A 24,239-nucleotide genomic window follows, 5' to 3' on the forward strand; every position below is an offset into this window, starting at 1 on the left:
ACGTCGTGGCGGCCGTGTGATCTACCCGGCTGCCGCGTATGTCTCGTACGACACGTCGATCTCCGCGTCTGCATCCATGGTGAGGATGTCCGTGCTGCGCTCGTACTCCGTACGTGCGGTTTCGAGCAGCCGTCGCCACGAGGTGACGGTGGGACGCCGGCGCAGCAGCGCACGTCGTTCCCGCTCGGTCATTCCGCCCCACACGCCGAACTCGACACGGTTGTCGAGCGCGTCGGCCAGGCACTCGGTCCGCACCGGACATCCGGTGCACACCGCCTTGGCCCTGTTCTGTGCCGCTCCTTGAACGAATAGTTCATCCGGATCGGTAGTGCGGCAGGCTGCCTGCGCACTCCAGTCGGTAACCCAGCCCATCCCGGCGCCGTCCTCTCCCGAATCGAGGCTCCCCCACGGCGGTAGCGGCATATTCACCGCTGCCAGTTGAGGACGTTACGGAAGGCGAGCACAGTGCAACACCCCCGACGGGCCCAATCTTGAATGGTCCGAACGGACTATGGGTAAGCGGCAGATCACCCGACGGAGTGATCCGGCGACATGCCCGACCATTGCGGCAATTCGGGTGTAATCGTCTGTTCGACTTCAGCAGAGGGGCTGGATTCGGACATGTGTCCACCCCATTCGGGAAGGGTGAAAATCAAGCCGAGGGGTTGATGTCGCACCACACTGCTGTGACAGTTGGGGACAGCTTAGGCCAAGGCATTCGCGTGTGTCCGGCGAATGAGAACGTAGGCTGCCCCCTATGGGAAAGAAGCGCTCGGGCGGCGGGCTCACGGGGAGCCAGCAGGCCGCCAAGTTCCTCGGGGTGTCCGTCCTCTCCGGGGTGGTACTGGCCGGCATGGCGATTCCGGCCGCAGGCGCCCTGGGCCTGGCGGCCAAGGGGACGGTCGAGGGATTCGACGAGATTCCGGCCAATCTCAAGACTCCGCCGCTGAGTCAGCGGACCACGATTCTGGACGCCGAGGGTGGCACGATCGCCACCGTCTATTCGCGCGACCGCCAGGTGGTCCCGCTCACGGCGATCTCCCCGTACATGCAGAAGGCCATCGTCGCCATCGAGGACTCGCGTTTCTACGAGCACGGCGCCGTCGACCTCAAGGGCATCCTGCGCGCGGTCAACCGCAACGCGCAGGAGGGTGGGGCCGCGCAGGGCGCCTCCACCCTCACCCAGCAGTACGTGAAGAACGTGTTCGTCGAGGAGGCCGGCGACGACGAGACCAAGGTGCGCGAGGCCCAGGAGAAGAGCCTCGGCCGCAAGATCCGCGAGCTGAAGTACTCGATCCAGGTCGAGGAGGAGCTCGGGAAGAAGAAGATCCTCGAGAACTACCTCAACATCACCTACTTCGGCCAGCAGGCGTACGGGATCGAATCCGCCGCCCAGCGCTACTTCAGCAAGCCGGCCAAGGACCTGACGCTGGAGGAGTCCGCGCTGCTCGCGGGCGTCGTGCAGTCGCCGAGCCGGTACGACCCGGTGAACGACGCGCAGGAGGCGACCAAGCGTCGCAACATCGTCCTGCAGCGGATGGCCGACACCAAGGACGTCTCGCAGGCGGAGGTGGACGCGGCGAAGGCGAAGCCGGTCACCCTCAAGGTGACCAAGCCCAAGAACGGCTGCATCACCGCCCTCAAGGGCGCGGGCTTCTTCTGCGACTACGTGCGCAACTCCTTCCTGACCGACCCGGCCTTCGGCAAGACCCGCGAGGACCGGGCCAAGGTCTGGAACCAGGGCGGCCTGACGGTACGCACCACCCTGGACCCGCAGTCGCAGGACGCGGCCAACGAGTCGATCAAGGACCACGTCTACCAGGAGGACTCGATCGCGACGGCTGTGACCATGGTCCAGCCGGGCACCGGGCGGGTGCTGGCGATGGGTCAGTCCAAGCCGTACGGCTTCGGCAAGAACGAGACGCAGATCAACTACTCCGTGGACAAGCGGATGGGCGGCTCGAACTTCGGCTTCCAGGTCGGCTCGACCTTCAAGCCGTTCATCGCCGCGGCCGCCATAGAGCGGGGCATGCCGGCGACCAAGGTCTACCAGGCGCCGAACAAGATCGAGTACCCGACGCCGATCCCGCGCTGCGACGGCAGCCAGTGGCTGAACCTGCCGATCAACGGAAAGATCCAGACGGCGAAGAACGAGACCGAGGACGAGGTCGGTCCGTACGCGCTACGGACGGCGATGGAGAAGTCCATCAACACGTACTTCGTCGAGATGATCGGCGAGATCGGCCTCTGCCCGGTGACGGAGATGACGCAGAAGCTCGGCGTGGTCCCGGCCGACGGCTCCAAGATCCCCGAGTCCCCGTCGATCGCGCTCGGCTCCGCCGAGCTCTCCCCGCTGACGATGGCCAACGCGTACGCGACCTTCGCCAACCGCGGTGTCTACTGCACCCCGGTCGCCATCGAGTCGATCACCGACGCGCACGGCAAGGCGCTCGCGGTGCCGAAGTCCAAGTGCGAGCGGGCGATGGCCACCGAGACGGCCGACACCATCAACACCCTGCTGCGCGGAGTGGTCGACTCCGGTACCGGTGAGCGAGCCGGCCTGAGCGACCGCGACAGCGCAGGCAAGACCGGTACGACGGACGAGCGCTACAACGCCTGGTTCGTCGGCTACACGCCGAACCTCTCCGGCGCGGTGTGGGTCGGCTCGGGCGGCGCGAAGAAGATCACGATGGAGAACATCGTGATCGGCGGCAGGCCCTTCGACAAGGTCTTCGGTGGTGGCCTGCCCGGCCCGATCTGGAAGGACGCCGTCAGCGGCGCGCTCTCCGGCCGCGAGTCGGGGAACTTCGTCACGGTCGGCATCGCGGAGCCGACCCTTCCCACCGGCGGACCGCGCGGGAACAAGCCGCCCACGACGAACCCGAACCGGCCCGGCAAGCCCGGTGGTGACGGCAAGCCGGGTGGACGACCCGGTGGCCAGACCGGCGGCCAGACCGGCGGAGCCAACGGAGGCGCCAACGGCGGTGCCACGGGTGGAGCTACGGGTGGCCCGGGCGGCGGCGTCGAACCGCAGCCTCCGTTCCCCGGGCTCACCGAGGGAGTGATCGGCGGCCGCGACGACCAGTAGAGGTCGACGCGACGCACCGCACAGCACGAGACGCACGCGAAGGGGAGGGCCCCGGCCGACACGGCCGGGGCCCTCCCCTTCTTGCCCCTCTGTCCTACGGGGCCTTCTGGTCCTACGGGTGCTACGGGCTCTTCGCCGTCCTACGAGAGCTGCTGCTTGACGACGGCGGCGACGCGCCCGCCCTCCGCCAGCCCGGCGACCTTCGGGTTCACGATCTTCATGACGACACCCATGGCGCGCGGCCCCTCGGCCCCCGCGGCCTTGGCCTCCTCGACGGCCTGCGCCACGATCGCCACCAGCTCGTCGTCGCTGAGCTGCTTGGGCAGGTACGTGTCGAGGAACTCGCCCTCCGCGGTCTCGCGCGCGGCCTGCTCGGGACGACCACCCTGGGCGAAGGCATCCGCGGCCTCACGGCGCTTCTTCGCCTCCTTGGCGATCACCTTGAGGACTTCCTCGTCGGAGAGCACACGGGCCTCCTTGCCCGCGACCTCCTCCTTGGTGATGGCGGAGAGGGTCAGGCGCAGCGTGGACGAGTGCAGTTCGTCGCGCGCCCTGATGGCGGTCGTGAGGTCTTCCTGGAGCTTGGCCTTGAGCGTGGTCATGGATGTGAGTCTGCCAGGTGCGGGGGCGGTGGCGCTCACGGGTTTTCCGGGTCTGCGACGATGGGTCCATGCGTGCGCGTTACGGAGTACCCCTGAAGGCGGCTGCCGGAATCGCTGCGGTGGGGGCCGCGGGTGTGGCCTATGCCGCCGGTTTCGAGGCACGGTCCTTCCGCCTGCGCCGGGTCACGGTGCCTGTCCTTCCCCAGGGGATGCGCCCGCTGCGCGTGCTCCAGGTCTCCGACATCCACATGGTCGGCGGACAGCGAAAGAAACGTGCCTGGCTGCAGTCCCTGGCCGGCCTGCGCCCCGACTTCGTCGTGAACACCGGCGACAACCTCTCCGACACCGAGGGCATCCCCGAGCTGCTCGACGCCCTGGGCCCCCTGATGTCCTTCCCCGGCGTGTACGTCTTCGGGTCGAACGACTACTACGGGCCGCGGCTGCGCAACCCCGGGCGCTACCTCCTCGAGAAGGCCCAGGGCCGGCACGGGCTGAACGGCAACAAGCCGGTCGTCGGCGCCGTGCACAACCCGTGGGAGGACATGCGGGACGCCTTCGACGCGGCCGGCTGGCTGAACCTCACCAACACCCGGGGCCGCCTGAAGCTGGACGGGCTGGAGCTGGCCTTCACCGGGCTCGACGACCCGCACATCAAGCGGGACCGCTACGCGGAGGTCGCCGGCGGCCCTGAGGCGGACGCGGCCTTCTCGATGGCGGTGGTGCACGCCCCGTACCTGCGCGTCCTGGAATCCTTCACGGCCGACCGCTACCCGCTGATCCTCGCGGGTCACACCCACGGCGGGCAGCTGTGCATCCCCTTCTACGGAGCACTGGTCACCAACTGCGACCTGGACACGAAGCGGGTGAAGGGGCTCTCCACGCACGAGGCCGAGGGCCATCGCGCGTACCTGCACGTGTCGGCGGGCTGCGGCACCAACCGGTTCACCCCGGTCCGCTTCGCCTGCCCGCCGGAGGCGACGCTCCTGACCCTGACCCCGAAGGGGTAATACGCTGCGCGGATGACCGCTCCGTCGCGCCTCGTCCCGGTGGTGTTCCGCGCCCTGGTCTGCGCCGCGGCCGTGGTGGGGGTGGTCATCGACTGCGTGTACGGCAGCGTGCCCGTCGTCCTGAGCTACTTCACGATCTGGACGAACATCCTGGTCGCGGTCGTGTTCGGGCTGTCGGCGGCGCGTGCCTGGCGGCGCCGGCCCGACCCCGCTCCCCTCTACCGGGGCGGGGTCCTCCTCTTCATCCTGATCACCGGACTCGTCTTCCACCTGATCCTGGCCAATCCCGCCAGCGCCTTCAACGTGGTCCCCGAACTCGACCGGCTGACCGGGGCCAGGGCCGTCGCGAACCAGCTCCTCCACACGGTCACCCCGGCCGGCGCCCTTCTGGACTTCCTCCTCCTGACGACCCCGCGCACCCTGCGCCCGCGCCACGCCGCCCAGTGGTTGGCCTACCCGCTGACGTACCTGACCTTCGCACTGCTCCGCGGCGCCCTGCTCGCCCCCGACAGCGCCCGCCGGTACACCTACCCCTTCATCGACGCGGCCCGGTACGGCTACGCCCGCGTGACCCTGAACGCCCTGGTCCTGGGCGCGGCCTTCTACGCCCTCGGCCTCGTCCTGGTAGCGGCGGACCGCTTCCGCCCGACGCCTCCCCTGGCCCCGCGACCGCTCCGCGAAAACCGGATTTCGTCTCCGGCGAGAGGTCCGCTAAAGTAATCGATGTCGCCAGGGCAGCAAGCACTGCAAGGCGGCGATCGGGGTGTAGCGCAGCTTGGCAGCGCGCTTCGTTCGGGACGAAGAGGTCGTGGGTTCAAATCCCGCCACCCCGACAGAGTAAGACCAGGTGAGAGCCGGTACAGAGGAATCTGTACCGGCTCTCTCTGCGTCTGGGTGACTAACTGAGTGACTACACCTTCGGCGCGGCCCTGAAGATCTCGCCATGGCCGTCGCTCCGGTCTGGATCACGGGCCTGATCTGTTTCCGGTAGACCGCCTCGGTGACGGCAGTACCGGAGTGCCCGACAAGCCGGGAGATCTCCTCGAGCGGGACCCAGTTGTCGGAGAGCAGCGAGACGGAGCTGTGCCGCAGCTCCCGAGGCGTCCACTCCTTCGCCTCGACTCCCTCGGCGCCGGTGATCGCCTGCCGGAAGACGCGCCGGACGTTGGTGGAGTCCAGCCGGTCCCCATGGCGGAGGAGAAGACGCGCCTCCTCTTCGACTTCGACGGACCGATCTGCGACATGTTTCGCGGCACCCCTGCTCCCAACATCGCCAGCGAGCTGGCCGACCTGCTCGTGGCGCTGGCGCCAGCCCTGGAGTCCCTGCGAGGGCCACGGACGACCCCATGGAGGCCCACCGACTTTCGCAGTCAGCGGGCAGCACTGTCCTCGCGGCAGTGGAAGCCGCTTTGACAGCGGCGGAAGTCCGGGCGGTGAAGGTCGCGGGGGCTCCAACCGAGGGCTCCGTTCAAGCGCTTCACGCAGCACGCGACACGGGCCGCCATGCCGCGGTCGTCAGCAACGACTCGGCCGAGTGCGTTCGGGAGTACCTGGCCCTGCACGGGCTCCTGGGAATCGTCGACGAGATCATCGGGCGCCCCATCCTCCGGCCCGACCTGATGAAGCCATCACCGCATCCACTCCTCACCGCCGCTTCGATCTTCGGCGTAACCCCCAGCCGCACCGTGCTCATCGGCGATTCGTTGACGGATATCGAGGCAGCCCAGGCCGCTCGAGCACGGAGCATCGGGTACGCAAACAAGCATCCCAAGGAGACTTCACCAGCCGACGCAGGTGCGGATGCGGTGGTACTCGGAATGCGCGAGATCGCAGACTTCCTGATTCAGCTGAGCCGCACCAGCTAGGACGTGTCAGTCGCGAGAACGCGCGTCGCCACAGCCGACGAGGTCTCAAGCCGCCAACGGGCGAGCCGTGGTGAAGCTTCACCACACGACGTACACCGCAGACGGAACGGTCGTCGAGTTCGCCATGGGGGTACCCGCCGCGTCGCGCTTCGCCCTGGGGTATGAGTTCAAAGTCCCGGACTCGGCCGAGGGTGGCGAACAGCAGTGATCTCTGAGCAGGCGTGGGCGGACGCGGAACTCATTTGGGACTTTCACCAGATGCACCACGAGCCGCGCCCCTGCTCAGTCGCGGGCGGTCTCGGCAGCCACGACCTGGGCATTGCCGACACGACGGTCGGCCTGTACCAGCGCGGCATGGCACCCCTGATCGTGTTCACGGGCGCCACGAGCCCAACGACCCGCGCGGATGCCGCGCGGGGAGGCGGTGCACTACCGCGAGCGGGCGCTGGAGCTGGGCGTCCCCCCTGAGGACGTCCTCGTGGAGCCCAACGCCCGCAACACCGGAGAGAACATTCGACTCACCCGGGCCCTCCTGGAAAACGCCGGCCGTCCCATCGAATCCGTACTGCTGATCAGCAAGCCGTACGAAGAGCGACGCGCCTACGCCACCACGCGGGAGCTCTGGCCGGAGGTAGAGGTCATCAGCGTGTCCACCCCGATGACCTTCGCGGAGTACGTCGATTTCCATCGGCGATCCGAAGCTCGTCATCGACATGCTCGCCGGCGCCCTCCAGCAGCTCCAGCTCTACCCGGGTCTGGGGTTCAGGGTTCACATGCCGGTGCCGACCACCGTGCTGTCCGCCTATCAGCGCCTGTGCGACAAGGGCTTCACTCGCAGGCTAACTCCTGTTCCCACGCCATAAGCGGCCCCGCCGAAGATTGCTTCACTTTATCCGGGCCCACACCCGCCACGGGCGCTGCGGGTATGACCTAATTGGCGTGGACCTGCTCGTGTGCACGAGCAGCCTGAAAAAACCATACTCCAACCTTCGACGTACGCCAGCTTGGTGACAGGTAGATGCGTCTGCGTGCAGATGGGGCCCAGATCCGATATGCAGTACTCAGACAGAGGCAAATGCCGTTTCAACTCTGGAGGAGTGCATCATGGGACAGTCGCTTTTGAACGACATCGACACCGTCGTGGGTAGCGGAAAGGCCGTGATTTCAGCAGAGGAGTGCAGCGTAGTAGAGATCGTAAAGGAGGCTATCAAGAGCGGCAAATCGGCATCTTTTTACCTGACCCCGGACCAAGCCGCAGAGGTAAAGGCTTGGTACTGGACGCCGGAGCAGATCGAAGCCGCCAACATGACGGTAGTGTCCGACGAAGAGAAGTCCAAGATCAAGTCCGAGTTGGGCATTGAAGTAAATGATTTCCGATTCAGTCGCATCGACTGCGTAAACGGGCACACCTACGGTGGATTCGAGTTCCTACAGCAAGGAATCCGCGAGCACGGATTGGATGCAGTTAAGTCTATTTTCGAAATGAAGAATTCTGCATTCCTTCAAGCCAATCCCACCTTTCTAATGATTTGCCCAACCTGTGATGAAATGCTCAGGGGTTGGGGTTATTACGACTGCGACCGGTACGGTGGGTGTTGCAAGGAAATGTGAAGTGGTGTGGTCCGCTGTCATCAGGCGCATACAGACCCGTGTGGCCGTCAATGAGCTCCTGACCATGAGTGTCTAACTGAGCGACAACCGGCGCGAAGGCTGGGGGACGTCCACCGGCGGTCACGGACCTCCGCCGCAGGTCAGCGTCGTGGAACGGGCAGCTCGCCCAGCGACCCGGAATGCTTCGGGACGAAGAGGTCGTGGGTTCAAATCCCGCCACCCCGACGCTGAAGTACCAGGCCAGAGCCGGTGTCTCGCAAAAGACACCGGCTCTGCTTGTTTCTCCCCACCCTCTCAGGAGAATCCTGGGAGAAGTCTCCGCCGGAACGGCGCCCGGCTCGCTCCTACGGGCGGCCCCGCAGCAGCGCGTCGAGGAAGGCCAGGAGCGACCCCGGAACCATCCGCCGGTTCTGTTCGGCCCAGCAGGAGTCCCGACTTGCCCAGCACGGTCGGTCGGGTGGCGGCCGTCCGGAGGACACGGTCCTCGTCGTCACTGCCCAGCAGGCGGGACAGCCTCCCGCCCACTGGAGCGCTGGTATGCGAGGCCGACCTCGGTGAAGCGGTGGTTCACGTCACGGACGGTGTCCTCGTCCGCTGGGACCAGACGCGCGTTCACCAGGACCTGGTTCCCACCGATCGAGGCCGGCAGCATCATCGCCCGCCGGAACCGAACCGAGCTGGTGCTGCCCCGCCGAACGATCTGCTGGAGCTTCTGCCTGGCAAGGCGGCTGAGTGACTGGGCGAGGACGAATGGGTGATGGCAGGGACGACGCGTTCTGCCGGGCAGGCATGAAGTCCGTGCCCGTGTCTACTTTGAGCGACCGATCAGTTGCTTCAGGTGATCGCGCACGCACGAAACCAGACACGGAGGGTACGTATTCATGCACAAGTTCCGGCAGATCATGATCGCCACTGCGGCGGTGGCAAGTCTGGCCGCTCTTGGCGCGGGAGGCGCTCACGCCGCTGATGCCAGTGGCCGCCTCCCCCACGGCGCCGACGTGCGGGGCGGCCGGGCGCCGCTCGCGCCGATCAGCCCGGAGGTTGCCCAGCTGCCGCGGCTGCCAGAGCTCCCTCGACTCCCGCAGCTGCCCAAACTCCCGCGGATGGGCCTGTCGCACCGTGCGCAGCTCCCGCAGGCAAACCCGCAGCTGTGGCAGCGGGAGATGAGGGTCGAGCAGTACGCGCCCTACGCCCCGTACGCCCCCTACGCGCCCTACGCGCTGGACGGGGGCACGCCCAACACCCCGAACACCCCCAACACCCCGAACACCCCGAACGGCGGCGGGAACACGCCGAACACCCCGAATACCCCGAACACGCCCAACACCCCGGGCGGTGGCGCCACGCCAAATACCCCCAACACGCCGAACACCCCGAACACCCCGAACACCCCGAACACCACGAGTACGCCCAACACCCCTAACACCCCGAACACCCCCAACACCCCTAATACACCGAACGCGCTGTAGGCGCTCTTCAAGACCGGCTCCTCACATCACGCGGCGACGCCGCGCAGTGACTCTCACTGCGCGGCGCCTTCATGTGGTGCGGTATTTGATGCGCATCCACCACCTCAGTTAGGGGTGTTCGGGGTGTTGGGCGTGTTCGGGGTGTTAGGAGTGTCACCGCCACCGCCCGGGGTGTTGGGGGTGTTGGGCGTGTTGGGCGTGTTCGGGGTGTTACCGCCACCGCCCGGGGTGTTGGGGGTGTTGGGCGTGTTGGGCGTGTTCGGGGTGTTACCGCCACCGCCCGGGGAGTTCGGGGTGTTGGGCGTGTTGGGCGTGTTCGGGGTGTTACCGCCACCGCCCGGGGAGTTCGGGGTGTTGGGCGTGTTCGGCGTGTTCGGGGTGTTGCCACCACGGCCCGGGGAGTTCGGGGTGTTGGGCGTGTTCGGCGTGTTCGGGGTGTTGCCACCACGGCCCGGAGAGTTCGGGGTGTTGGGCGTGTTCGGCGTGTTCGGGGTGTTGCCACCACGGCCCGGAGAGTTCGGGGTGTTCGGAGTGTTCGGCGTGTTCGGGGTGTTGCCACCACGGCCCGGAGAGTTCGGGGTGTTCGGAGTGTTCGGCGTATTGGGGGTGTTGCCACCGCGGCCCGGAGAGTTCGGGGTGTTCGGAGTGTTCGGCGTATTGGGGGTGTTGCCACCGCGGCCCGGAGAGTTCGGGGTGTTCGGGGTGTTCGGCGTGTTCGGCGTATTTTCGGCGACCACAATCTGGGGCGCGGGTGCGGCAATTGCCACGGCCGGCAGAGCGACTCCTCCAGCCAGCACCATGGAAGTAGCGGCAGCCAGCATGATCTTGCGAGACAGCTTCATCATCGGTCTTCTCCATTCGAGGTCGGGAGGCTCCTGGGATCCGCCCGCTGCAAGTTGCGACACTTTTCGGTCTCTGTGGCATTTACCGGTGAGGACCTGCTTCAAATAAACCCGACAGGGAGGGAGGGGTCATGCCACAGAATCACGTAACTTGACAACAAAAGTCGATCTTGATAGAGCTGGCATTCTGTGCCGAATACGTCCATCGGCCTGATCGCGAGGAAATTGATCTCGCCGGCGCTCGGCCGACCGGCGGGTTGTCATCCACGCCGGGCAAGTGACGAACACCGTCGGCCGCCATGAGTACCGCCACGCTTCGGGCCCGGTGTACCTGGACATGGATCGGCGCATGAAGCGCGTCCTTCGCACAGCCGCCCTGCTCGTCGTAGCGGCCTGCTACCTGTTCCTGATGTGGCGGGGCCCATGGATGGTCGATGGCGGACACCTGCGTACACGCGATCTACAGCCTGCCGACGGCGTGATCGTCACCGGCTTCAGGACCACCTTGGTCGCACTCGGAGCCGGAGTCATAGCCTGCCTGGGCCTGGGTCTGTACTACACGGACCACTCGCTCCAGCACACGCCCGGCTGCACGGCACGGACCTCCGCGGCGCCGACCTGAGCAAGGTCAAGGGGCATGGCTCCGGGCAGATCGACACGGCACCGACCGACGCCACGACGGGCCTGCCGCCCTCGGCGTGATCCCCTCGGGCGGCCCGTCGGCGCCGCCGTCAGTAGGGGCGGGGGGACATGATGTGCGGCTCGATGGCCGGGGCCTCGAAGATGCAGCGGGGGACGCCCGGGCCGGGTGTCGCGCGGACGGAGACCTGGGTCGGTGGGTCCGTCGGCAGCTCGACGTGCACGGTCACGGGGTGATCGTCGTGCGTCGTGGCGTGTCCGGTCTCCTTGCCGTCGACCAGTACCTCCACGACGGCCTTGTGCCCCGTCTGCACCGTGGCGCTGACCGAGTGCCCGTCGTGATCGATGTGGAAGTGATGGCGCCGACCCATGAGATCGCCTCCCGGCAGTACCCCCTCATGACCAGGGTAGCCACGGGCGCGCGGGCTCACAGCTCGCCGGCGGCCCCGAGTGCGGCGAGTTCGGCCCGGGCCAGGGCGAGGAAGGCCGTGGTGGGCCGGGCCGGCGCCGCGCGCGCCCCGGCCGGGTCGTCGAGGTGGTCGAGGTGGTCGAGGACCGCCGCGACGCTGGTGAAGGGGCCGACCGGCCGGAGCAGCCACAGGCGCCCTCGCGGCCGGGGCGGGATCCCGAGCTCGGCGAGGGCCTCGTCGGCCTCGCGGTCGAGGTCCCGGAGGTCGGGTTCGGGCAGCGGGGCGCACTCCACGCCGGTGATGTGACCGTGGCCGTCGAGGGCGGTGTCCACCGCCCAGTGCGTGGAGCGGTCGGGGATCCAGGTGCGGTCCGCGGGGGGCCAGACGTACGGGAGGAACACCCAGCGCAGGTCCTCGGGCGCCGGCTCCCAGCCGAGCACCTCCAGCTCCCGCATCTCGGGCAGCCGGTCCGGCTCCAGTTCGCTGCGGCCGGTGCGGCGCAGTGCGAGCGGGTGCGGTGTTCCGTCCTCGTCCCACGACATGCGGGAACGTTATCCGACCCGGTGTCCGATATGCGCGACCCTCGTGGGCCTAGCCGAGCGGGTTCGCCGCGATCCGGGCGGCCGCGCCGCCGGCCACGTACGCGGCCGCCGCGCACGCGGGCTTGCGGGCGGCCTGGTCCTCGACGAGCGCGAGGAACACGGCGCCGAAGTCGCCCCGCGGGTGGGCGGCCAGGAGGTCGGCGGTGAAGGCGGGATCGAACTCGGCGAGCCGCAGCCCCGAGACGTCCGCGCTGGTACCGACCTGCAGCAGGTGGCTCTCCACGTCCTCGGCGGCGCTCACGTCGTCCCGCATGTGCAGCACGATGATCTCCTCGGCGCGCGCCCGACGGGCCGCGGGCCAGCCCAGGCCCGCCGTCAGGACCCGTGCGACATGGCCGCCCGCCTCCTCGAACGGCAGGGTGTGACTGTCGAAGGGCGCGGTCAGGCCCAGGTCGTGCACCAGGGAGCTGACGTAGAGGAGTTCCTCGTCGTACGCCAGCCCGTGCTGCCGCGCGTATCGGGCCCCGAAGGCGAAGGAGCGGATCGAGTGGTTCAGGAGGGCCGTGTCCGCGTACTCCGAGGCGATCTCGTGCGCGGCGCGGGCCGATGCGGTGTCAAGTGTCCACGTCGTCATGGGGCGTCAGCGTAGGCGTCGGCTGAAGTCGATCTCGGTCGGGGGCTCGCCCGGCCAGTTCAGCCGGGTCGGGGCGGGCGGGGTCTCGGCGAGGACGGTGCCGCGCGAGACGACGTACCGCGGGCGGACCTGGCGGCGGATCGCCTCCTCCGGCGACGGGGCGGGGAGCAGCACGAACGAGGCGGGGGCGCCGGCGGTGATGCCGTATTCCTTCTCCCCGAGGCCGAGCACCCGCGCCGCGCGCTCCGTCACCATCGAGAAGGCCAGCGGGATCTCGTCGGCGCCGGTGAGCTGGGCGGCGTACAGCCCGACGAGCGCGGTCTGCAGCGGGTTGGCGGTGCCGAGCGCGTTCCAGGGGTCCATCACGTCGTCGTGGCCGAAGGCGACGTTGACCCCGGCCGCCAGCATCTCCTTGACCTGGGTGAGGCCGCGCCGCTTCGGATAGGCGTCGAAGCGGCCCTGGAGGCCGAGGTTGGCGAAGGGGTTGGAGACCAGGTTGATGCCGGAGCGGGCGAGCAGGCGCTGGAGTTTGAAGCTGTACGCGCCGTTGTAGGAGCCCATGGCGGTGGTGTGCGAGGCCGTGGCGCGCCCGCGCAGCCCCGAGCGCAGGGCGAGGGTGGCCAGCAGCTCCACGAAGCGGGACTGCTCGTCGTCGATCTCGTCGCAGTGCGCGTCCACCCGCAGGCCGTGCTCCTCGGCCAGCGCGAAGGCCGTGTGCAGGGAGGCCAGGCCGTCCTCGCGGGTGTCCTCGAAGTGCGGGATCGCGCCGACGACGTCCGCCCCGCGGGCGACGGCCTCGCGCAGCAGCCCCTCTCCGCCGGGGAAGGAGACGATGCCCTCCTGCGGGAAGGCCACGATCTGCAGGGTCATGACATCGCGCACCCGGTCGCGCACCTCCAGCAACGCCTCGAGCGCGGTGAGGTCCGGGTCGGTGATGTCGCAGTGGGTCCGCACGTGCAGCACCCCGTGGGCGGCCTGCCAGCGCAGCACCTCGGTGGCCCGCGCGATCACGTCCTCGCGGGTCAGGGTCCGCTTGCGCTCGCTCCAGCAGGCGATGCCCTCCCAGAGGGTGCCGGAAGCGTTGGGGCGGGGCTCGCCCACGGTCAGCGCCGTGTCGAGGTGGATGTGGGGCTCGACGAAGGGGGGCGTGAGCAGGCCGCCGTGGGCCTCGACGAGGACGCCGGTGGCCGGTGGCTCCTTCTGGTCGTCGTACGGGACCACCCGCGCGATGCGGCCGTCCTCCGCGACCTCGACGTCGGACAGGCCGTGGGTGTGCAGCAGCCGGGCGCCCCGGACGATCATCCGCATGGCGCCAGCCTAGAGAGACATCCGACGGAGCGGGCCTAGCCGCGCTTGGCCTGGGCCTTCTGCTGCATGCCGCGCGTCTTCGCGGCGGTGCTGTGCATGTCCCGGACCGCAGCCTTGGCACGGGCCTCGGCGGCCGTGTTCTTCGCCAGCGCGCGCTCGGAGTCCTGGTGGCTGTGGTGGCCGGTGCGGGCCTTCTTGGCCATGATCGTTCCTCCTCGGACGGGACGGCCGATGCGTTCCACTCTCCGCCCCTTCCCGGCGGTCGGCATCCCGAGGAGCCGTGCGGCCACAATGGGGCGCATGACCAGCGACAGTGAGATGACCCCCGACATGCCCGACTGGGAGAAGCGGTTCCGGGCACCGCGCGTCGGGCTCCCCGACTGGGCCGAGGACGCCCCGGACCGTTCGCTCTTCGTCTCCAACGCGACCGGAACCTTCGAGATCTACGCGTGGAACCGCGCCACCGGCGAACAGCGGCAGGCCACCGACCGCCCCAACGGCACCACCGACGGCACGCTGTCCCCCGACGGCGAGTGGATCTGGTGGTTCTCCGACACCGACGGCGACGAGTTCGGCACCTGGGTGCGCCAGCCCTTCGCGGGCGGCCCCGACGAACCGGCCACCCCCGGCCTGGAGCCCTCGTACCCCGCCGGGCTGGCCATCGGGCGGGACGGGACGGCCGTGGTGGGACGCTCCACCGACGAGGACGGCTCGACCGTGCACGTGGTCCGGCCGGACGGCTCCGCGCCCACCGTGGTCTACCGGCACCGGGAGTCGGCCGGTGTCGGCGACCTCTCCCGCGACGGCACGCTGGTGGCCGTCGAGCACACCGAGCACGGCGACGCGATGCACTCCGCCCTGCGCGTCCTGACCCTGGACGGCGGCACCGTCGCCGAGCTGGACGACACCCGCGGCGGGTCCGAGGAGCTGGGCCTGGAGGTCCTCGGTTTCGCGCCGGTCGTGGGCGACACCCGACTGCTCGTCGGTCACCAGCGGCGCGGCCGCTGGGAGCCGATGGTCTGGGACGTGGCCACCGGCGCCGAGCAGGAGCTCGCGATCGACCTGCCGGGCGACGTCAGCGCCGAGTGGTATCCGGACGGGTCCGCGCTGCTGGTCGCCCACAGCTTCGAGGCGCGCAGCGAGCTGTGGCGCTACGACCTGGCCGCGCGGGAGCTCGTACGCGTGGACACGCCCCCGGGGTCGGTGTCGGGAGCCACCGCGCGGCCCGACGGGACGGTGGAGTACCTGTGGTCCTCGGCCGCCGAGCCGTCGACGGTACGGTCCACCGCGGGCGGGACCGTGCTGGACCCGCCCGGTTTCCGGGCGCCCGGCTCGCTGCCGGTCCAGGACGTGTGGGTGGAGGGCCCGGGCGGGCGGATCCACGCGCTGGCGCAGCGGCCGGCCGACGGCGAGGGCCCCTTCCCGACGATCTTCGAGATCCACGGCGGGCCGACCTGGCACGACAGCGATTCCTTCGCGTCGGCCCCGGCGGCGTGGCTGGACCACGGCTTCGCCGTGGTGCGGGTCAACTACCGCGGCTCGACGGGGTACGGCCGCGAGTGGACCGACGCCCTCAAGCACCGGGTCGGGTTGATCGAGCTGGAGGACATCGCGGCGGTCCGGGAGTGGGCGGTGGACTCCGGCCTCGCGGATCCGGCGCGCATGGTGCTCTCGGGCGGTTCCTGGGGCGGCTACCTGACGCTGCTGGGGCTGGGCACGCAGCCCGACGCCTGGGCCGTGGGCCTGGCCGCCGTGCCGGTCGCGGACTACGTGACGGCCTACCACGACGAGATGGAGGCGCTGAAGGCCCTGGACCGCACCCTCTTCGGCGGTACGCCGGAGGAGGTCCCGGACCGGTTCGAGGCGTCCTCGCCGCTGACGTACGTGGACGCCGTGAAGGCGCCGGTCCACATCGCGGCCGGGGTGAACGACCCGCGCTGCCCGATCCGCCAGATCGACAACTACGTGGACCGGCTCGCGGCGCGCGGGGCGGTGCACGAGGTGTACCGGTACGACGCCGGGCACGGTTCGCTGGTGGTGGAGGAGCGGATCAAGCAGGTCCGGATGGAGCTGGAGTTCGCGCTGAAGCACCTGCCGCACTGACCCTGCGGGAGGGCGACCGGTGCACCCCCCGTACCGTGGTGGGGTGCACCGGTTTCTCCTGACCCCGCGCTGGTGGGGGATCAACGTCTTCGTCGCGCTCGCCGTTCCCTTCTGCCTGTACATGGGGTCCTGGCAGCTCGGCCGGTTCGAGGACCGCGTCGACACCCACCGGGAAGCGAACGCGCAGCAGCCCGCGGACCAGGTGGCCGCGCCGCTGGACTCGCTGCTCCCGGTCGACAAGACGACTTCCGGACGGTTGGCCTCCACGGCCGGGGAGTACGGTGACCAGCTGCTGGTGCCCGAGCGGCGGCTGGACGGCGAGTCCGGGTTCTACGTGCTGACCCTGCTGAAGACCGACTCCGGCAAGGCCGTCCCGGTGGTCCGCGGCTGGCTGCCGGGGGTGGCGGATCCCGCGAAGGCGCCCGCCCCGCCGACCGGACGGGTCGAGGTCACCGGGGCCCTGCAGTCCTCGGAGAACTCCGGGACGAAGGGGGTCCACTCCCAGGGCGGGCTGCCGGCCGGGCAACTCGGGGTGATCGGGGCCGCCTCGCTGGTCAACATCGTCCCGTACGACCTGTACGACGCCTGGCTGACGGTGCAGACCCCGTCGGACGGGATGACTCCGGTGCCCGCGCAAGCACCGACCAACACCGGGCTCGATCTGAAGGCCTTCCAGAACCTCGGCTACACCGGCGAGTGGTTCGTCTTCGTCGCCTTCGTGCTCTTCATGTGGTTCCGGCTCTACCGTCGCGAGGTGGAGACCATTCGCGACGCCGAAGCCGGCCTGCTGGAGCCCGCCGCGCGGTAGCCCCGCCGTCCGGGAGGATCCCGGGGCTGCCCCGGGACACCCCTAGGACAGCGGGATCGCGCCTGTCCGGTACACCGTTCCGCCGCAGGCCTCGGGGATCGTGGTCCGCGTGGTCGCCGCCCCCGACTGCGGGGTGTGCGAGACGGCCACTCCGGTCGCGGCCGGGGTCGCGCCCGCCTGCGGTTCCGTGCCGGTCCCGCTGCCCGTACCGGCCGTGGTGCCCGCCGTGTCGCCCTGCGGGGCCTTCGCGCCCGCGCCCGCGTCCGGGTTCGCCGACGAGCAGGTCTCCCCCGACGGCACCCACGCGAAGCGGACCTCGTACGCCGTGTTCGGTGGGAGCACCAGGGTCGGAGCCGCCGTCGCCGGGTCGGGCAGCAGCCCGCTCGCCGGATCTCCCGCCGTGTGGCCGACCACGGCGACCGCGGAGGCCGAGCCGGTCCCGGCTCCGGGCGCCGGGGCCGCGGTCACGGTGTCCTGGCCGCTGACGGCGCAGCCCTGGGCCGAGACGTTGGTGACCCGGAAGCTGCCGTAGACCCTTCCGTCGGTCTCCGGGGCACGGGCCGAGCCCACCACCCCGAGCTGGTCCGCGCCGCATCCGGGCACTCCCGGCGCCGCCACCGGCGGCAGGGGGCCCGTGCCCGGCACCGAGCTACCGGAACCGCCCGGTCCGGCGGAGGTCCCGGCGCCCGACGGGCCTGCCGTCAGGCCGTCCACCCGGGGGCCCGCCGTGGCGCTCGGCGCTCCGGAGCCCCCGGCCGCGGTCGGCATCTCGCCGAAGGAGTGGCTCGACCTCGGCAGGGACCCGAAGCCGTTCTGGTGCGGGTCGGAGGGCAGTGCGGCGCGCTGGTCGCCCGCGGCCGAACCGTGCCCGGCCATCGCCGGGTGGTCGGTGGCCGCGCCCTCGGCGGCGGACAGGTGCAGTGCGGTCGGGATCGTCGTCCCGGCCAGCAGGACGGCCGCGGCGACGCCGACGAGGGCGGCCCTGCGGTTGCGGGTCCGACGCGCGGGGACGGCGTCCCGTAGTCGCTCCAGCGCGTTCGCGGAGGGCAGCAGGCCCTCGACGGCCCCGCGTAGGAGGATGCGCAGCTCTTCTTCCCCGCTCGCCCCGCCCGGCGAAGTGTGGTCGTCCATCATGACTGCGCAGCCTCCATCGCCACCCGCAGCGCGGCAATGCCCCGCGATCCGTACGCCTTCACCGAGCCGAGCGATATGCCGAGCGTTTCGGCGACCTGGGACTCCGTCATGTCCGCGAAGTAGCGGAGCACCAGCACCTCGCGCTGGCGGCGTTGGAGTCCACGCATCGCCTTGATCAGATCGTCCCGCTCCAGTTGGTCGTACGCGCCCTCTTCGGCGCTGGCCATGTCCGGCATCGGCTTCGAGAGCAGCTTGAGGCCGAGGATGCGACGGCGCAGGGCGGACCGCGAGAGGTTCACGACGGTCTGGCGTAGGTACGCCAGGGTCTTCTCCCGGTCGCGGACCCGGTTCCGGGCCGAGTGCACCCGGATGAAGGCCTCTTGGACCACGTCCTCGCAGGAGGCGGTGTCGTCGAGGAGCAGCGCGGCCAGGCCCAGGAGCGAGCGGTAGTGCGCCTGGTAGGTCGCGGTGAGGTGGTCGACGGTGGTGCCGGCCACCACCTCGGCGGCGACGGCCGTCTCGGCCGCCTCAGCCGTCCCCGTCTTCTCGGAGGTGTCGGCCGCTTCGGGCTTCTCCGCCGTCTCGGGCTTCTCCGCCGTCTCGACCGTCTCGACCATCTCGGCCGTATCGGCCTTCCCCGCCTCGCCCTTGCTGCTCCCGTCCGTCTCAGCGCCGTCGCGCGGCGCGGGCACGAGGCCGCCCCGGATCGTTACGGCCGTGCGTACGGGCCCCTCTGTGGGCCCCACCGGCGGGACGGGCACGATCACGGGAAAACCGCCGCCGGGCGCACGGAGACCCCGGCGCGACGGGACGATCCCGATCTGCGCCGGACGGACGGCCGGTTCGAGCAGTGTGTCTGCCACGCCGGTTGGACACGCGTCCCCCCATCAGGGTTGTACGCGCGAGGCATCCTCACCAGCAAAATCCCTCTTGCCCTCATGCGTACCCGCTCTTCCCGATTGCCCCGTCTTTATCGAGACGGCAGTCGGGCCATCGCCTTGATCAAGGGATCAGCACCGATCCTACAAAGCGAATTACGCAAATTCACCCGCGATCAGTTCCGCGATCTGTGTGGCGTTCAGCGCTGCGCCCCTACGGAGATTGTCTGCGCACACGAAGAACTCCAGGGCGTGAGGATCGTCGAGCGAGGCCCGTACCCGGCCCACCCAGGCGGGATCCGTCCCGGCGGCGTCCACAGGGGTGGGGAACTCCCCGGCCGCGGGGTCGTCCACGAGGACCACGCCGGGCGCGGCCTCCAGGATCTCCCGGGCGTGCGCGGCCTCGACCTCGCGCTCGAACCGGGCCCGCACGGTCAGCGAATGCCCGATCAACACCGGTACCTGGACGCAGGTCACCGACACCGGGAGCTGCTCCAGCTGCAGGATCCGGCGCGTCTCCCCGCGTACCGCCAGCTCGTGCGAGGACCAGCCGTCCGCGCGCAGCTCGCCGGACCAGGGCACGACGTTGAGGGCGAGCGGGGCCGCGAAGGGGCCTGTGTCCTCGCCCACGGCGCGTCGTACGTCCCCGGGCTGCTCGCCCAGGGAGGTCCCGGCGACCAGCGACTGCTGGCGACGCAGGGTCTCGGAGCCGGCCCGTCCGGCGGCGCTCGCGGCCTGGTACGAGGAGACGACCAGGTCCCGGAGGGCGTACTCGGAGTGCAGCGCGCCCAGGGCCGCGATCATGGTGGCGGTCACGCAGTCGGGGCCGGCGACGATGCCGCGCGGCCGGATCCGTACGGCGTGTCCGTTGACCTCGGGCACCACCAGCGGGACCTCGGGGTCCTCCCGGAAGGCGGCGGACAGGTCGATGACGACCGCGCCGCGCGTGGTGACCACGGGGGCCCACCGGGCCGAGACGTCGGCCGGGGTCAGGAAGAGGGCGACGTCGCCCGGTCCGAGGCCGTCGAAGGCGTCCTCGGTGAGAGCGACCACCTCGGTCTCCTCCGCGCGGACGACCAGCATGCGGCCGGCCGAGCGCGCGGAGGCGATCAGGCGGATCTCGCCCCAGACGTCCGCCCGCTGGGACAGCATCTGGAGCAGGACCGAACCGACTGCTCCGGTCGCCCCGACCACGGCGAGTGCCGGGCCGGAGGACCGGGTGCGGGTCATCGTCCGGTGCCTCCGTAGACAACGGCTTCGGCGCTGTCGGAGTCGAGGCCGAAGGCCGTGTGCACGGCGCGGACGGCCTCGTTGACGTCGTCCTGGCGGGTGACGACCGAGATGCGGATCTCGGAGGTCGAGATCAGCTCGATGTTCACGCCCGCGTCGGACAGCGCCTGGAAGAAGGAGGCGGTGACGCCCGGGTTCGTCTTCATGCCGGCGCCGACCAGGGAGATCTTGCCGATCTGGTCGTCGTAGCGCAGGGAGTCGAAGCCGATCGCGCCCTTCGCCTTCTCCAGCGCCTCGATGGCCTTGTGGCCCTCGGCCTTGGGGAGGGTGAAGGAGATGTCCGTGAGGCCCGTGGAGGCCGCGGAGACGTTCTGCACGATCATGTCGATGTTGATCTCGGCGTCCGCGATGGCACGGAAGATCGCCGCGGCCTCGCCCGGCTTGTCCGGGACACCGACGACCGTGATCTTGGCTTCGGAGACGTCGTGCGCGACTCCGGAGATGATGGCGTGCTCCACCTGCGCGTCCCCTTGCGGATTCTCGTTGCTGACCCAGGTGCCCGGCAGTCCGGAGAAGGACGAACGGACGTGGATCGGGATGTTGTAGCGGCGCGCGTACTCGACGCAGCGGTGCAGCAGCACCTTGGAACCGGAGGCCGCGAGCTCCAGCATGTCCTCGGAGGAGATCCAGTCGATCTTCTGGGCCTTCTTCACGACGCGGGGGTCCGCGGTGAAGACGCCGTCCACATCCGTGTAGATCTCGCAGACCTCGGCGTCCAGCGCCGCGGCGAGCGCGACGGCCGTGGTGTCCGAGCCGCCCCGGCCGAGGGTGGTGATGTCCTTGGAATCCGCGGACACACCCTGGAAGCCGGCGACGATGGCGATGTTGCCCTCGTCCAGCGCGGTGCGGATACGGCCCGGCGTGACATCGATGATGCGCGCTTTGTTGTGGACCGAGTCGGTGATCACGCCTGCCTGGCTGCCGGTGAACGACTGGGCCTCGTGGCCCAGGTTTTTGATCGCCATGGCCAGCAGGGCCATGGAGATCCGCTCTCCGGCGGTCAGCAGCATGTCGAACTCACGCCCGGCAGGCATCGGAGATACCTGCTCGGCGAGATCGATCAGCTCGTCCGTCGTGTCGCCCATCGCGGAAACCACGACGACCACCTGGTGGCCGTTCTTCTTGGCATCCACGATCCGCTTGGCAACACGCTTGATGCCCTCGGCATCGGCTACGGAGGAGCCTCCGTACTTCTGCACGACAAGGCCCACGTGCGCTCCTCGCTCAGTCCGTCTCATTGCTGGTGCAGTGTAACGAGCGACCGGGATCCGACCGCCTCGTACCACATCATGAGACGAGAAGATCAGAGAATGAGTTCCGTGCCGGATCGTTCACTTGCGGCCGAGGCCGCCGAGCTCCTCCGCCATCACCTGGCCGGCCTGCTCCGCGAGGTCGTCCTCGGTCAGGTCCTCGTCCGTGTCCAGGCCGTCCAGGGCGGCGAGGGGCTGGTCGAGTCGGACGTGGGCGATCAGCGACTGCAGGGCGCGCAGCGTCGCCGAGGCCGTCGGACCCCAGTTGGTGAAGTACGAGAACTGCCACCACCACAGCGCCTCGGTGATCCGGCCGGCCTGGTGGTGGATGAGCCCGTGCCGCAGGTCGGCGACCACGTCGGCCAGGTCGTCGGAGATCCGGTGCGCCACCGGGGCCTTGCGCGGCTCGTACGGATCGAAGACCTCGGAGTAGACGTCGACCGGCTCCAGCATGATCGCGAAGCGCTCGCGCAGGTCGTCCACGTCCGGCTCCGGGCCCAGATCGGGCTCGTAGCGCTCGTCGGGCAGTACGTCCTGGTACGCGCCCAGCCGGCCGCCCGCCAGCAGCAGCTGGGACACCTCCAGGAGGAGGAAGGGCACGGCGCTGTCCGGGTCCTCGCCCTTGGCCACCTCGGTGACCGCGACGATGAAGGACTCGATCTGGTCCGCGATCGAAGCCGCGAAGTCGTCCGGATCCAGTCCCAGGGCGTGCAGCGTTGCGTCAGACATCGAGAAGTCGCCTTCCTTCAAAGGCCCGCCCGAGCGTGACCTCGTCCGCGTACTCCAGATCTCCCCCGACGGGGAGTCCGCTGGCCAGGCGGGTGACCTTCAGGCCCATGGGCTTGATCATGCGAGCGAGGTAGGTGGCGGTGGCCTCGCCCTCCAGGTTCGGGTCGGTGGCCAGGATCAGCTCGGTCACCTCACCGTCCGCCAGGCGAGCCAGCAGCTCGCGGATGCGCAGGTCGTCCGGGCCGACGCCCTCGATCGGGCTGATCGCGCCGCCGAGGACGTGGTACTTCCCCCGGAACTCGCGCGTCCGCTCGATGGCGACGACGTCCTTCGGCTCCTCGACGACACAGATGACCGTGGTGTCCCGGCGCGGGTCGCGGCAGATGCCGCACCGCTCCTCCTGCGCCACGTTCCCGCACACCGCGCAGAACCGGACCTTGTCCTTGACCTCCAGCAGCGCGTGCGCGAGGCGGCGGACGTCGGTGGGCTCGGCCTGCAGGATGTGGAAGGCGATCCGTTGCGCGCTCTTGGGCCCGACGCCGGGCAGCCTGCCCAATTCGTCGATCAGGTCCTGAACCACGCCTTCGTACAACGGACTGCCTTCTTTCGTCGGGTAGGGGTGAGGAGGGTCAGAACGGGAGGCCGGGGATACCGCTGCCGCCGCCCAGGCCCTGGGCCAGCGGGCCCAGCTTCTGCTGCTGGAGCGCCTGCGCGTTCTCGTTGGCCGCCTGCACCGCGGCGACCACCAGGTCGGCGAGCGTCTCCGTGTCCTCGGGGTCCACGGCCTTCGGGTCGATCACCAGGGCGCGCAGCTCGCCGGATCCGGTGACGGTCGCCTTCACCAGACCGCCGCCGGCCTGGCCCTCGACCTCGGTCCGTGCGAGTTCCTCCTGCGCGGCCGCGAGATCCTGCTGCATCTTCTGGGCCTGCTGGAGCAGCTGCTGCATGTTGGGCTGGCCACCACCGGGAATCACAGGGCACTCACTCCATACGTCGTACGTCGAGACCTTCGGAACGCTGGTCAATCCGAGCCTACGTGCTCCCCGAGCGCCGCGCCCTACGCCGTGAGGACCAACTCTTTCGAGTGAGAGACGGGGCGTGCGCGTACCTGCTGGAGACCTCCTTGCGAGCGGAATTCCCGGGAATCGTCGCCCATCGCCCGTCATTCGAAGGTAGGAAGAGCATGCGCATCATTGCGCACACGCGCACCACCACACGTCAGCGCAGGCAGAGGGAGTGCCGGGTGAGCCAGCCGGAGATGCAGCCCGAGGGGCCACCCCGGGATCCCCGGGAGGAAGGCGGCGGACCGATGGCGGCGGGCGATCTGACCGGCCGGCCGTTCCCCCTCGGGGACTGGGGCGAGCCCGCCGAGCGGCTCGACGAGCTCTACCGGCGGGTCGAGGCCGACGCGCTGCGCACCGCCGAGTGGTACCTGTCCGACCGGGCCTGGAAGCGGCGCGGTGCGCGCGTGCTGCGCGCCGGGGCTGCCGTGGGCGCCGTCACGGGCGCCTCGATGCCGCTCCTGGAGCTGACGGGCTCGATCCCGGGCGCCTCCACCTACGGCTACCTCGCACTGCTGCTGGGCGCCGCCGCGCTGGCCTGCGACCGGTTCTTCGGGCTGACGTCCGGGTGGATGCGGGACGTGGCCACGGCCCAGGCGGTGCAGCGCCGGCTCCAGACCCTCCAGTTCGACTGGGCCTCGGAGAACGTGCGCGAGGTGCTCGGCCCCACCGAGGGCACCGCCAGCGAGGCCGCGGAGCGGTGCCTGACCGTGCTGCGCCGCTTCTCGGAGGACGTCACCGAGCTGGTGCGCTCGGAGACGGCGGACTGGATGGTGGAGTTCCGGTCCGGTCCCGCGCCGCTGGTGATGCAGTCGCTGGGGGCCTCCGGAGGGCGCCCTGACGCGAACATTCCGCCGGCCCGCTTCCCGCTGCCGCCGGGCACCAGACCGAACATGCCCCGGCAGCGACCGCCGGAGCAGCCGCGCTGAGACGGGCCGGGCGGCCCTTGCCGGGAGCGGGGCCGCCTTG

Annotated in this window: 25 protein-coding genes, 1 tRNA gene and 4 pseudogenes; 13 read left to right on the forward strand and 17 right to left on the reverse strand. The window is 69.8% G+C overall.

Annotated elements, in window-relative coordinates:
- Nucleotides 1-21: 21 nt before the first annotated feature.
- A complete protein-coding gene (locus ACGFYY_RS16990) occupies nucleotides 22-372 on the reverse strand; it encodes a WhiB family transcriptional regulator (RefSeq protein ID WP_365266783.1) in 351 nt (116 codons plus the stop codon).
- 385 nt (nucleotides 373-757) lie between these two features.
- Here ACGFYY_RS16990 and ACGFYY_RS16995 point away from each other — a divergent pair, with 385 nt between their 5' ends.
- Nucleotides 758-3,088, forward strand: coding sequence for a transglycosylase domain-containing protein (locus tag ACGFYY_RS16995; RefSeq protein WP_393710137.1), 2,331 nt, complete (start codon nucleotides 758-760; stop codon nucleotides 3,086-3,088).
- Nucleotides 3,089-3,228: 140 nt separating this feature from the next.
- Here the strand turns inward: ACGFYY_RS16995 and ACGFYY_RS17000 are convergent, their stop codons facing one another.
- Nucleotides 3,229-3,690, reverse strand: a complete 462-nt coding sequence (locus tag ACGFYY_RS17000) for a GatB/YqeY domain-containing protein (protein ID WP_365266779.1) — start codon at nucleotides 3,688-3,690, stop codon at nucleotides 3,229-3,231.
- Between the two features lie 68 nt (nucleotides 3,691-3,758).
- On the opposite strand from ACGFYY_RS17000, the gene ACGFYY_RS17005 reads away from it, so the two are divergent.
- The 3 genes from ACGFYY_RS17005 (at nucleotide 3,759) to ACGFYY_RS17015 (ending at nucleotide 5,530) form a co-directional block, all read left to right on the forward strand.
- Nucleotides 3,759-4,697, forward strand: a complete 939-nt coding sequence (locus ACGFYY_RS17005) for a metallophosphoesterase (RefSeq protein WP_393710140.1) — start codon at nucleotides 3,759-3,761, stop codon at nucleotides 4,695-4,697.
- A gap of 12 nt (nucleotides 4,698-4,709) precedes the next feature.
- Nucleotides 4,710-5,417 carry a Pr6Pr family membrane protein gene (locus ACGFYY_RS17010; protein WP_393710142.1) on the forward strand — a complete coding sequence of 236 codons (708 nt, stop codon included), beginning with the start codon at nucleotides 4,710-4,712 and terminating at the stop codon, nucleotides 5,415-5,417.
- A gap of 39 nt (nucleotides 5,418-5,456) precedes the next feature.
- Nucleotides 5,457-5,530: transfer RNA gene (locus tag ACGFYY_RS17015), tRNA-Pro, on the forward strand.
- 109 nt (nucleotides 5,531-5,639) lie between these two features.
- On the opposite strand, the pseudogene ACGFYY_RS17020 reads toward ACGFYY_RS17015, so the two are convergent.
- Nucleotides 5,640-5,902, reverse strand: a pseudogene (locus tag ACGFYY_RS17020) (tyrosine-type recombinase/integrase); the annotation flags it as partial.
- Between the two features lie 192 nt (nucleotides 5,903-6,094).
- Here ACGFYY_RS17020 and ACGFYY_RS17025 point away from each other — a divergent pair.
- From ACGFYY_RS17025 to ACGFYY_RS17040, 4 genes and pseudogenes are all read left to right on the forward strand, one after another.
- Complete coding sequence (locus ACGFYY_RS17025; protein WP_393710144.1) at nucleotides 6,095-6,562, forward strand: HAD family hydrolase; 468 nt, start codon at nucleotides 6,095-6,097, stop codon at nucleotides 6,560-6,562.
- Between the two features lie 58 nt (nucleotides 6,563-6,620).
- Nucleotides 6,621-6,770, forward strand: a pseudogene (locus ACGFYY_RS17030) (GntR family transcriptional regulator); the annotation flags it as partial.
- Nucleotides 6,767-7,425, forward strand: a pseudogene (locus ACGFYY_RS17035) (YdcF family protein). The pseudogenes ACGFYY_RS17030 and ACGFYY_RS17035, both read left to right, overlap by 4 nt.
- A gap of 241 nt (nucleotides 7,426-7,666) precedes the next feature.
- Nucleotides 7,667-8,173, forward strand: a complete 507-nt coding sequence (locus ACGFYY_RS17040) for a hypothetical protein (RefSeq protein ID WP_393710146.1) — start codon at nucleotides 7,667-7,669, stop codon at nucleotides 8,171-8,173.
- 435 nt (nucleotides 8,174-8,608) lie between these two features.
- Here ACGFYY_RS17040 and ACGFYY_RS17045 read toward each other — a convergent pair.
- Nucleotides 8,609-8,828: pseudogene (locus ACGFYY_RS17045) on the reverse strand (IS630 family transposase); the annotation flags it as partial.
- A gap of 558 nt (nucleotides 8,829-9,386) precedes the next feature.
- A complete protein-coding gene (locus tag ACGFYY_RS17050) occupies nucleotides 9,387-9,653 on the reverse strand; it encodes a hypothetical protein (RefSeq protein ID WP_393710148.1) in 267 nt (88 codons plus the stop codon).
- A gap of 235 nt (nucleotides 9,654-9,888) precedes the next feature.
- Here ACGFYY_RS17050 and ACGFYY_RS17055 point away from each other — a divergent pair, with 235 nt between their 5' ends.
- Both ACGFYY_RS17055 and ACGFYY_RS17060 read left to right on the forward strand, forming a co-directional pair.
- Complete coding sequence (locus ACGFYY_RS17055; RefSeq protein ID WP_393710150.1) at nucleotides 9,889-10,593, forward strand: hypothetical protein; 705 nt, start codon at nucleotides 9,889-9,891, stop codon at nucleotides 10,591-10,593.
- A gap of 240 nt (nucleotides 10,594-10,833) precedes the next feature.
- A complete protein-coding gene (locus ACGFYY_RS17060) occupies nucleotides 10,834-11,106 on the forward strand; it encodes a hypothetical protein (protein WP_393710152.1) in 273 nt (90 codons plus the stop codon).
- 109 nt (nucleotides 11,107-11,215) lie between these two features.
- Here the strand turns inward: ACGFYY_RS17060 and ACGFYY_RS17065 are convergent, their stop codons facing one another.
- From ACGFYY_RS17065 to ACGFYY_RS17085, 5 genes are read right to left on the reverse strand one after another with little or no spacing between them, the layout of a single operon-like run.
- Nucleotides 11,216-11,494, reverse strand: a complete 279-nt coding sequence (locus ACGFYY_RS17065) for a hypothetical protein (protein ID WP_109779051.1) — start codon at nucleotides 11,492-11,494, stop codon at nucleotides 11,216-11,218.
- A 56-nt stretch (nucleotides 11,495-11,550) separates the two neighbouring features.
- Nucleotides 11,551-12,075, reverse strand: a complete 525-nt coding sequence (locus ACGFYY_RS17070) for a DUF5956 family protein (RefSeq protein ID WP_393710155.1) — start codon at nucleotides 12,073-12,075, stop codon at nucleotides 11,551-11,553.
- Between the two features lie 49 nt (nucleotides 12,076-12,124).
- On the reverse strand, nucleotides 12,125-12,709 hold the full coding sequence (locus tag ACGFYY_RS17075) for an HD domain-containing protein (RefSeq protein ID WP_393710157.1): 585 nt from the start codon (nucleotides 12,707-12,709) through the stop codon (nucleotides 12,125-12,127).
- A gap of 6 nt (nucleotides 12,710-12,715) precedes the next feature.
- Nucleotides 12,716-14,017 carry a cytosine deaminase gene (codA, locus tag ACGFYY_RS17080; protein WP_393710159.1) on the reverse strand — a complete coding sequence of 434 codons (1,302 nt, stop codon included), beginning with the start codon at nucleotides 14,015-14,017 and terminating at the stop codon, nucleotides 12,716-12,718.
- Nucleotides 14,018-14,052: 35 nt separating this feature from the next.
- Complete coding sequence (locus tag ACGFYY_RS17085; protein WP_158781069.1) at nucleotides 14,053-14,220, reverse strand: hypothetical protein; 168 nt, start codon at nucleotides 14,218-14,220, stop codon at nucleotides 14,053-14,055.
- A 97-nt stretch (nucleotides 14,221-14,317) separates the two neighbouring features.
- Here ACGFYY_RS17085 and ACGFYY_RS17090 point away from each other — a divergent pair, with 97 nt between their 5' ends.
- Both ACGFYY_RS17090 and ACGFYY_RS17095 read left to right on the forward strand, forming a co-directional pair.
- A complete protein-coding gene (locus ACGFYY_RS17090; protein WP_393710161.1) occupies nucleotides 14,318-16,120 on the forward strand; it encodes a prolyl oligopeptidase family serine peptidase in 1,803 nt (600 codons plus the stop codon).
- A gap of 43 nt (nucleotides 16,121-16,163) precedes the next feature.
- Nucleotides 16,164-16,928: an SURF1 family protein gene (locus ACGFYY_RS17095; protein ID WP_393710163.1), complete on the forward strand. Its 765-nt coding sequence runs from the start codon at nucleotides 16,164-16,166 to the stop codon at nucleotides 16,926-16,928.
- 42 nt (nucleotides 16,929-16,970) lie between these two features.
- Here ACGFYY_RS17095 and ACGFYY_RS17100 read toward each other — a convergent pair whose 3' ends face one another.
- From ACGFYY_RS17100 to ACGFYY_RS17130, 7 genes are all read right to left on the reverse strand, one after another.
- Entirely contained in the window at nucleotides 16,971-18,062 is a 1,092-nt protein-coding gene (locus tag ACGFYY_RS17100; RefSeq protein ID WP_393710165.1) for a hypothetical protein, read from the reverse strand.
- Nucleotides 18,059-18,679: a SigE family RNA polymerase sigma factor gene (locus ACGFYY_RS17105; protein WP_393710308.1), complete on the reverse strand. Its 621-nt coding sequence runs from the start codon at nucleotides 18,677-18,679 to the stop codon at nucleotides 18,059-18,061. The genes ACGFYY_RS17100 and ACGFYY_RS17105 overlap by 4 nt, the downstream gene beginning before the upstream one ends.
- Before the next feature lie 417 nt (nucleotides 18,680-19,096).
- Nucleotides 19,097-20,170 (reverse strand): aspartate-semialdehyde dehydrogenase, encoded by a 1,074-nt coding sequence (locus ACGFYY_RS17110; protein WP_365266755.1) that lies wholly within the window; start codon nucleotides 20,168-20,170, stop codon nucleotides 19,097-19,099.
- On the reverse strand, nucleotides 20,167-21,441 hold the full coding sequence (locus tag ACGFYY_RS17115; protein ID WP_365266754.1) for an aspartate kinase: 1,275 nt from the start codon (nucleotides 21,439-21,441) through the stop codon (nucleotides 20,167-20,169). Before ACGFYY_RS17115 ends, ACGFYY_RS17110 begins: the two co-directional genes overlap by 4 nt.
- Before the next feature lie 120 nt (nucleotides 21,442-21,561).
- Nucleotides 21,562-22,209, reverse strand: a complete 648-nt coding sequence (locus ACGFYY_RS17120) for a DUF5063 domain-containing protein (RefSeq protein WP_365266752.1) — start codon at nucleotides 22,207-22,209, stop codon at nucleotides 21,562-21,564.
- A complete protein-coding gene (gene recR, locus ACGFYY_RS17125; protein WP_030010802.1) occupies nucleotides 22,202-22,801 on the reverse strand; it encodes a recombination mediator RecR in 600 nt (199 codons plus the stop codon). The genes ACGFYY_RS17120 and recR overlap by 8 nt, the downstream gene beginning before the upstream one ends.
- A 37-nt stretch (nucleotides 22,802-22,838) precedes the next feature.
- Nucleotides 22,839-23,183, reverse strand: coding sequence for a YbaB/EbfC family nucleoid-associated protein (locus tag ACGFYY_RS17130; RefSeq protein ID WP_076044258.1), 345 nt, complete (start codon nucleotides 23,181-23,183; stop codon nucleotides 22,839-22,841).
- 269 nt (nucleotides 23,184-23,452) lie between these two features.
- On the opposite strand from ACGFYY_RS17130, the gene ACGFYY_RS17135 reads away from it, so the two are divergent.
- Nucleotides 23,453-24,199 carry an SLATT domain-containing protein gene (locus ACGFYY_RS17135; protein ID WP_393710169.1) on the forward strand — a complete coding sequence of 249 codons (747 nt, stop codon included), beginning with the start codon at nucleotides 23,453-23,455 and terminating at the stop codon, nucleotides 24,197-24,199.
- Nucleotides 24,200-24,239: the final 40 nt, after the last annotated feature.

The organism is Streptomyces sp. NPDC048331, assembly GCF_043201215.1.
Taxonomy (GTDB): Bacteria; Actinomycetota; Actinomycetes; order Streptomycetales; family Streptomycetaceae; genus Streptomyces.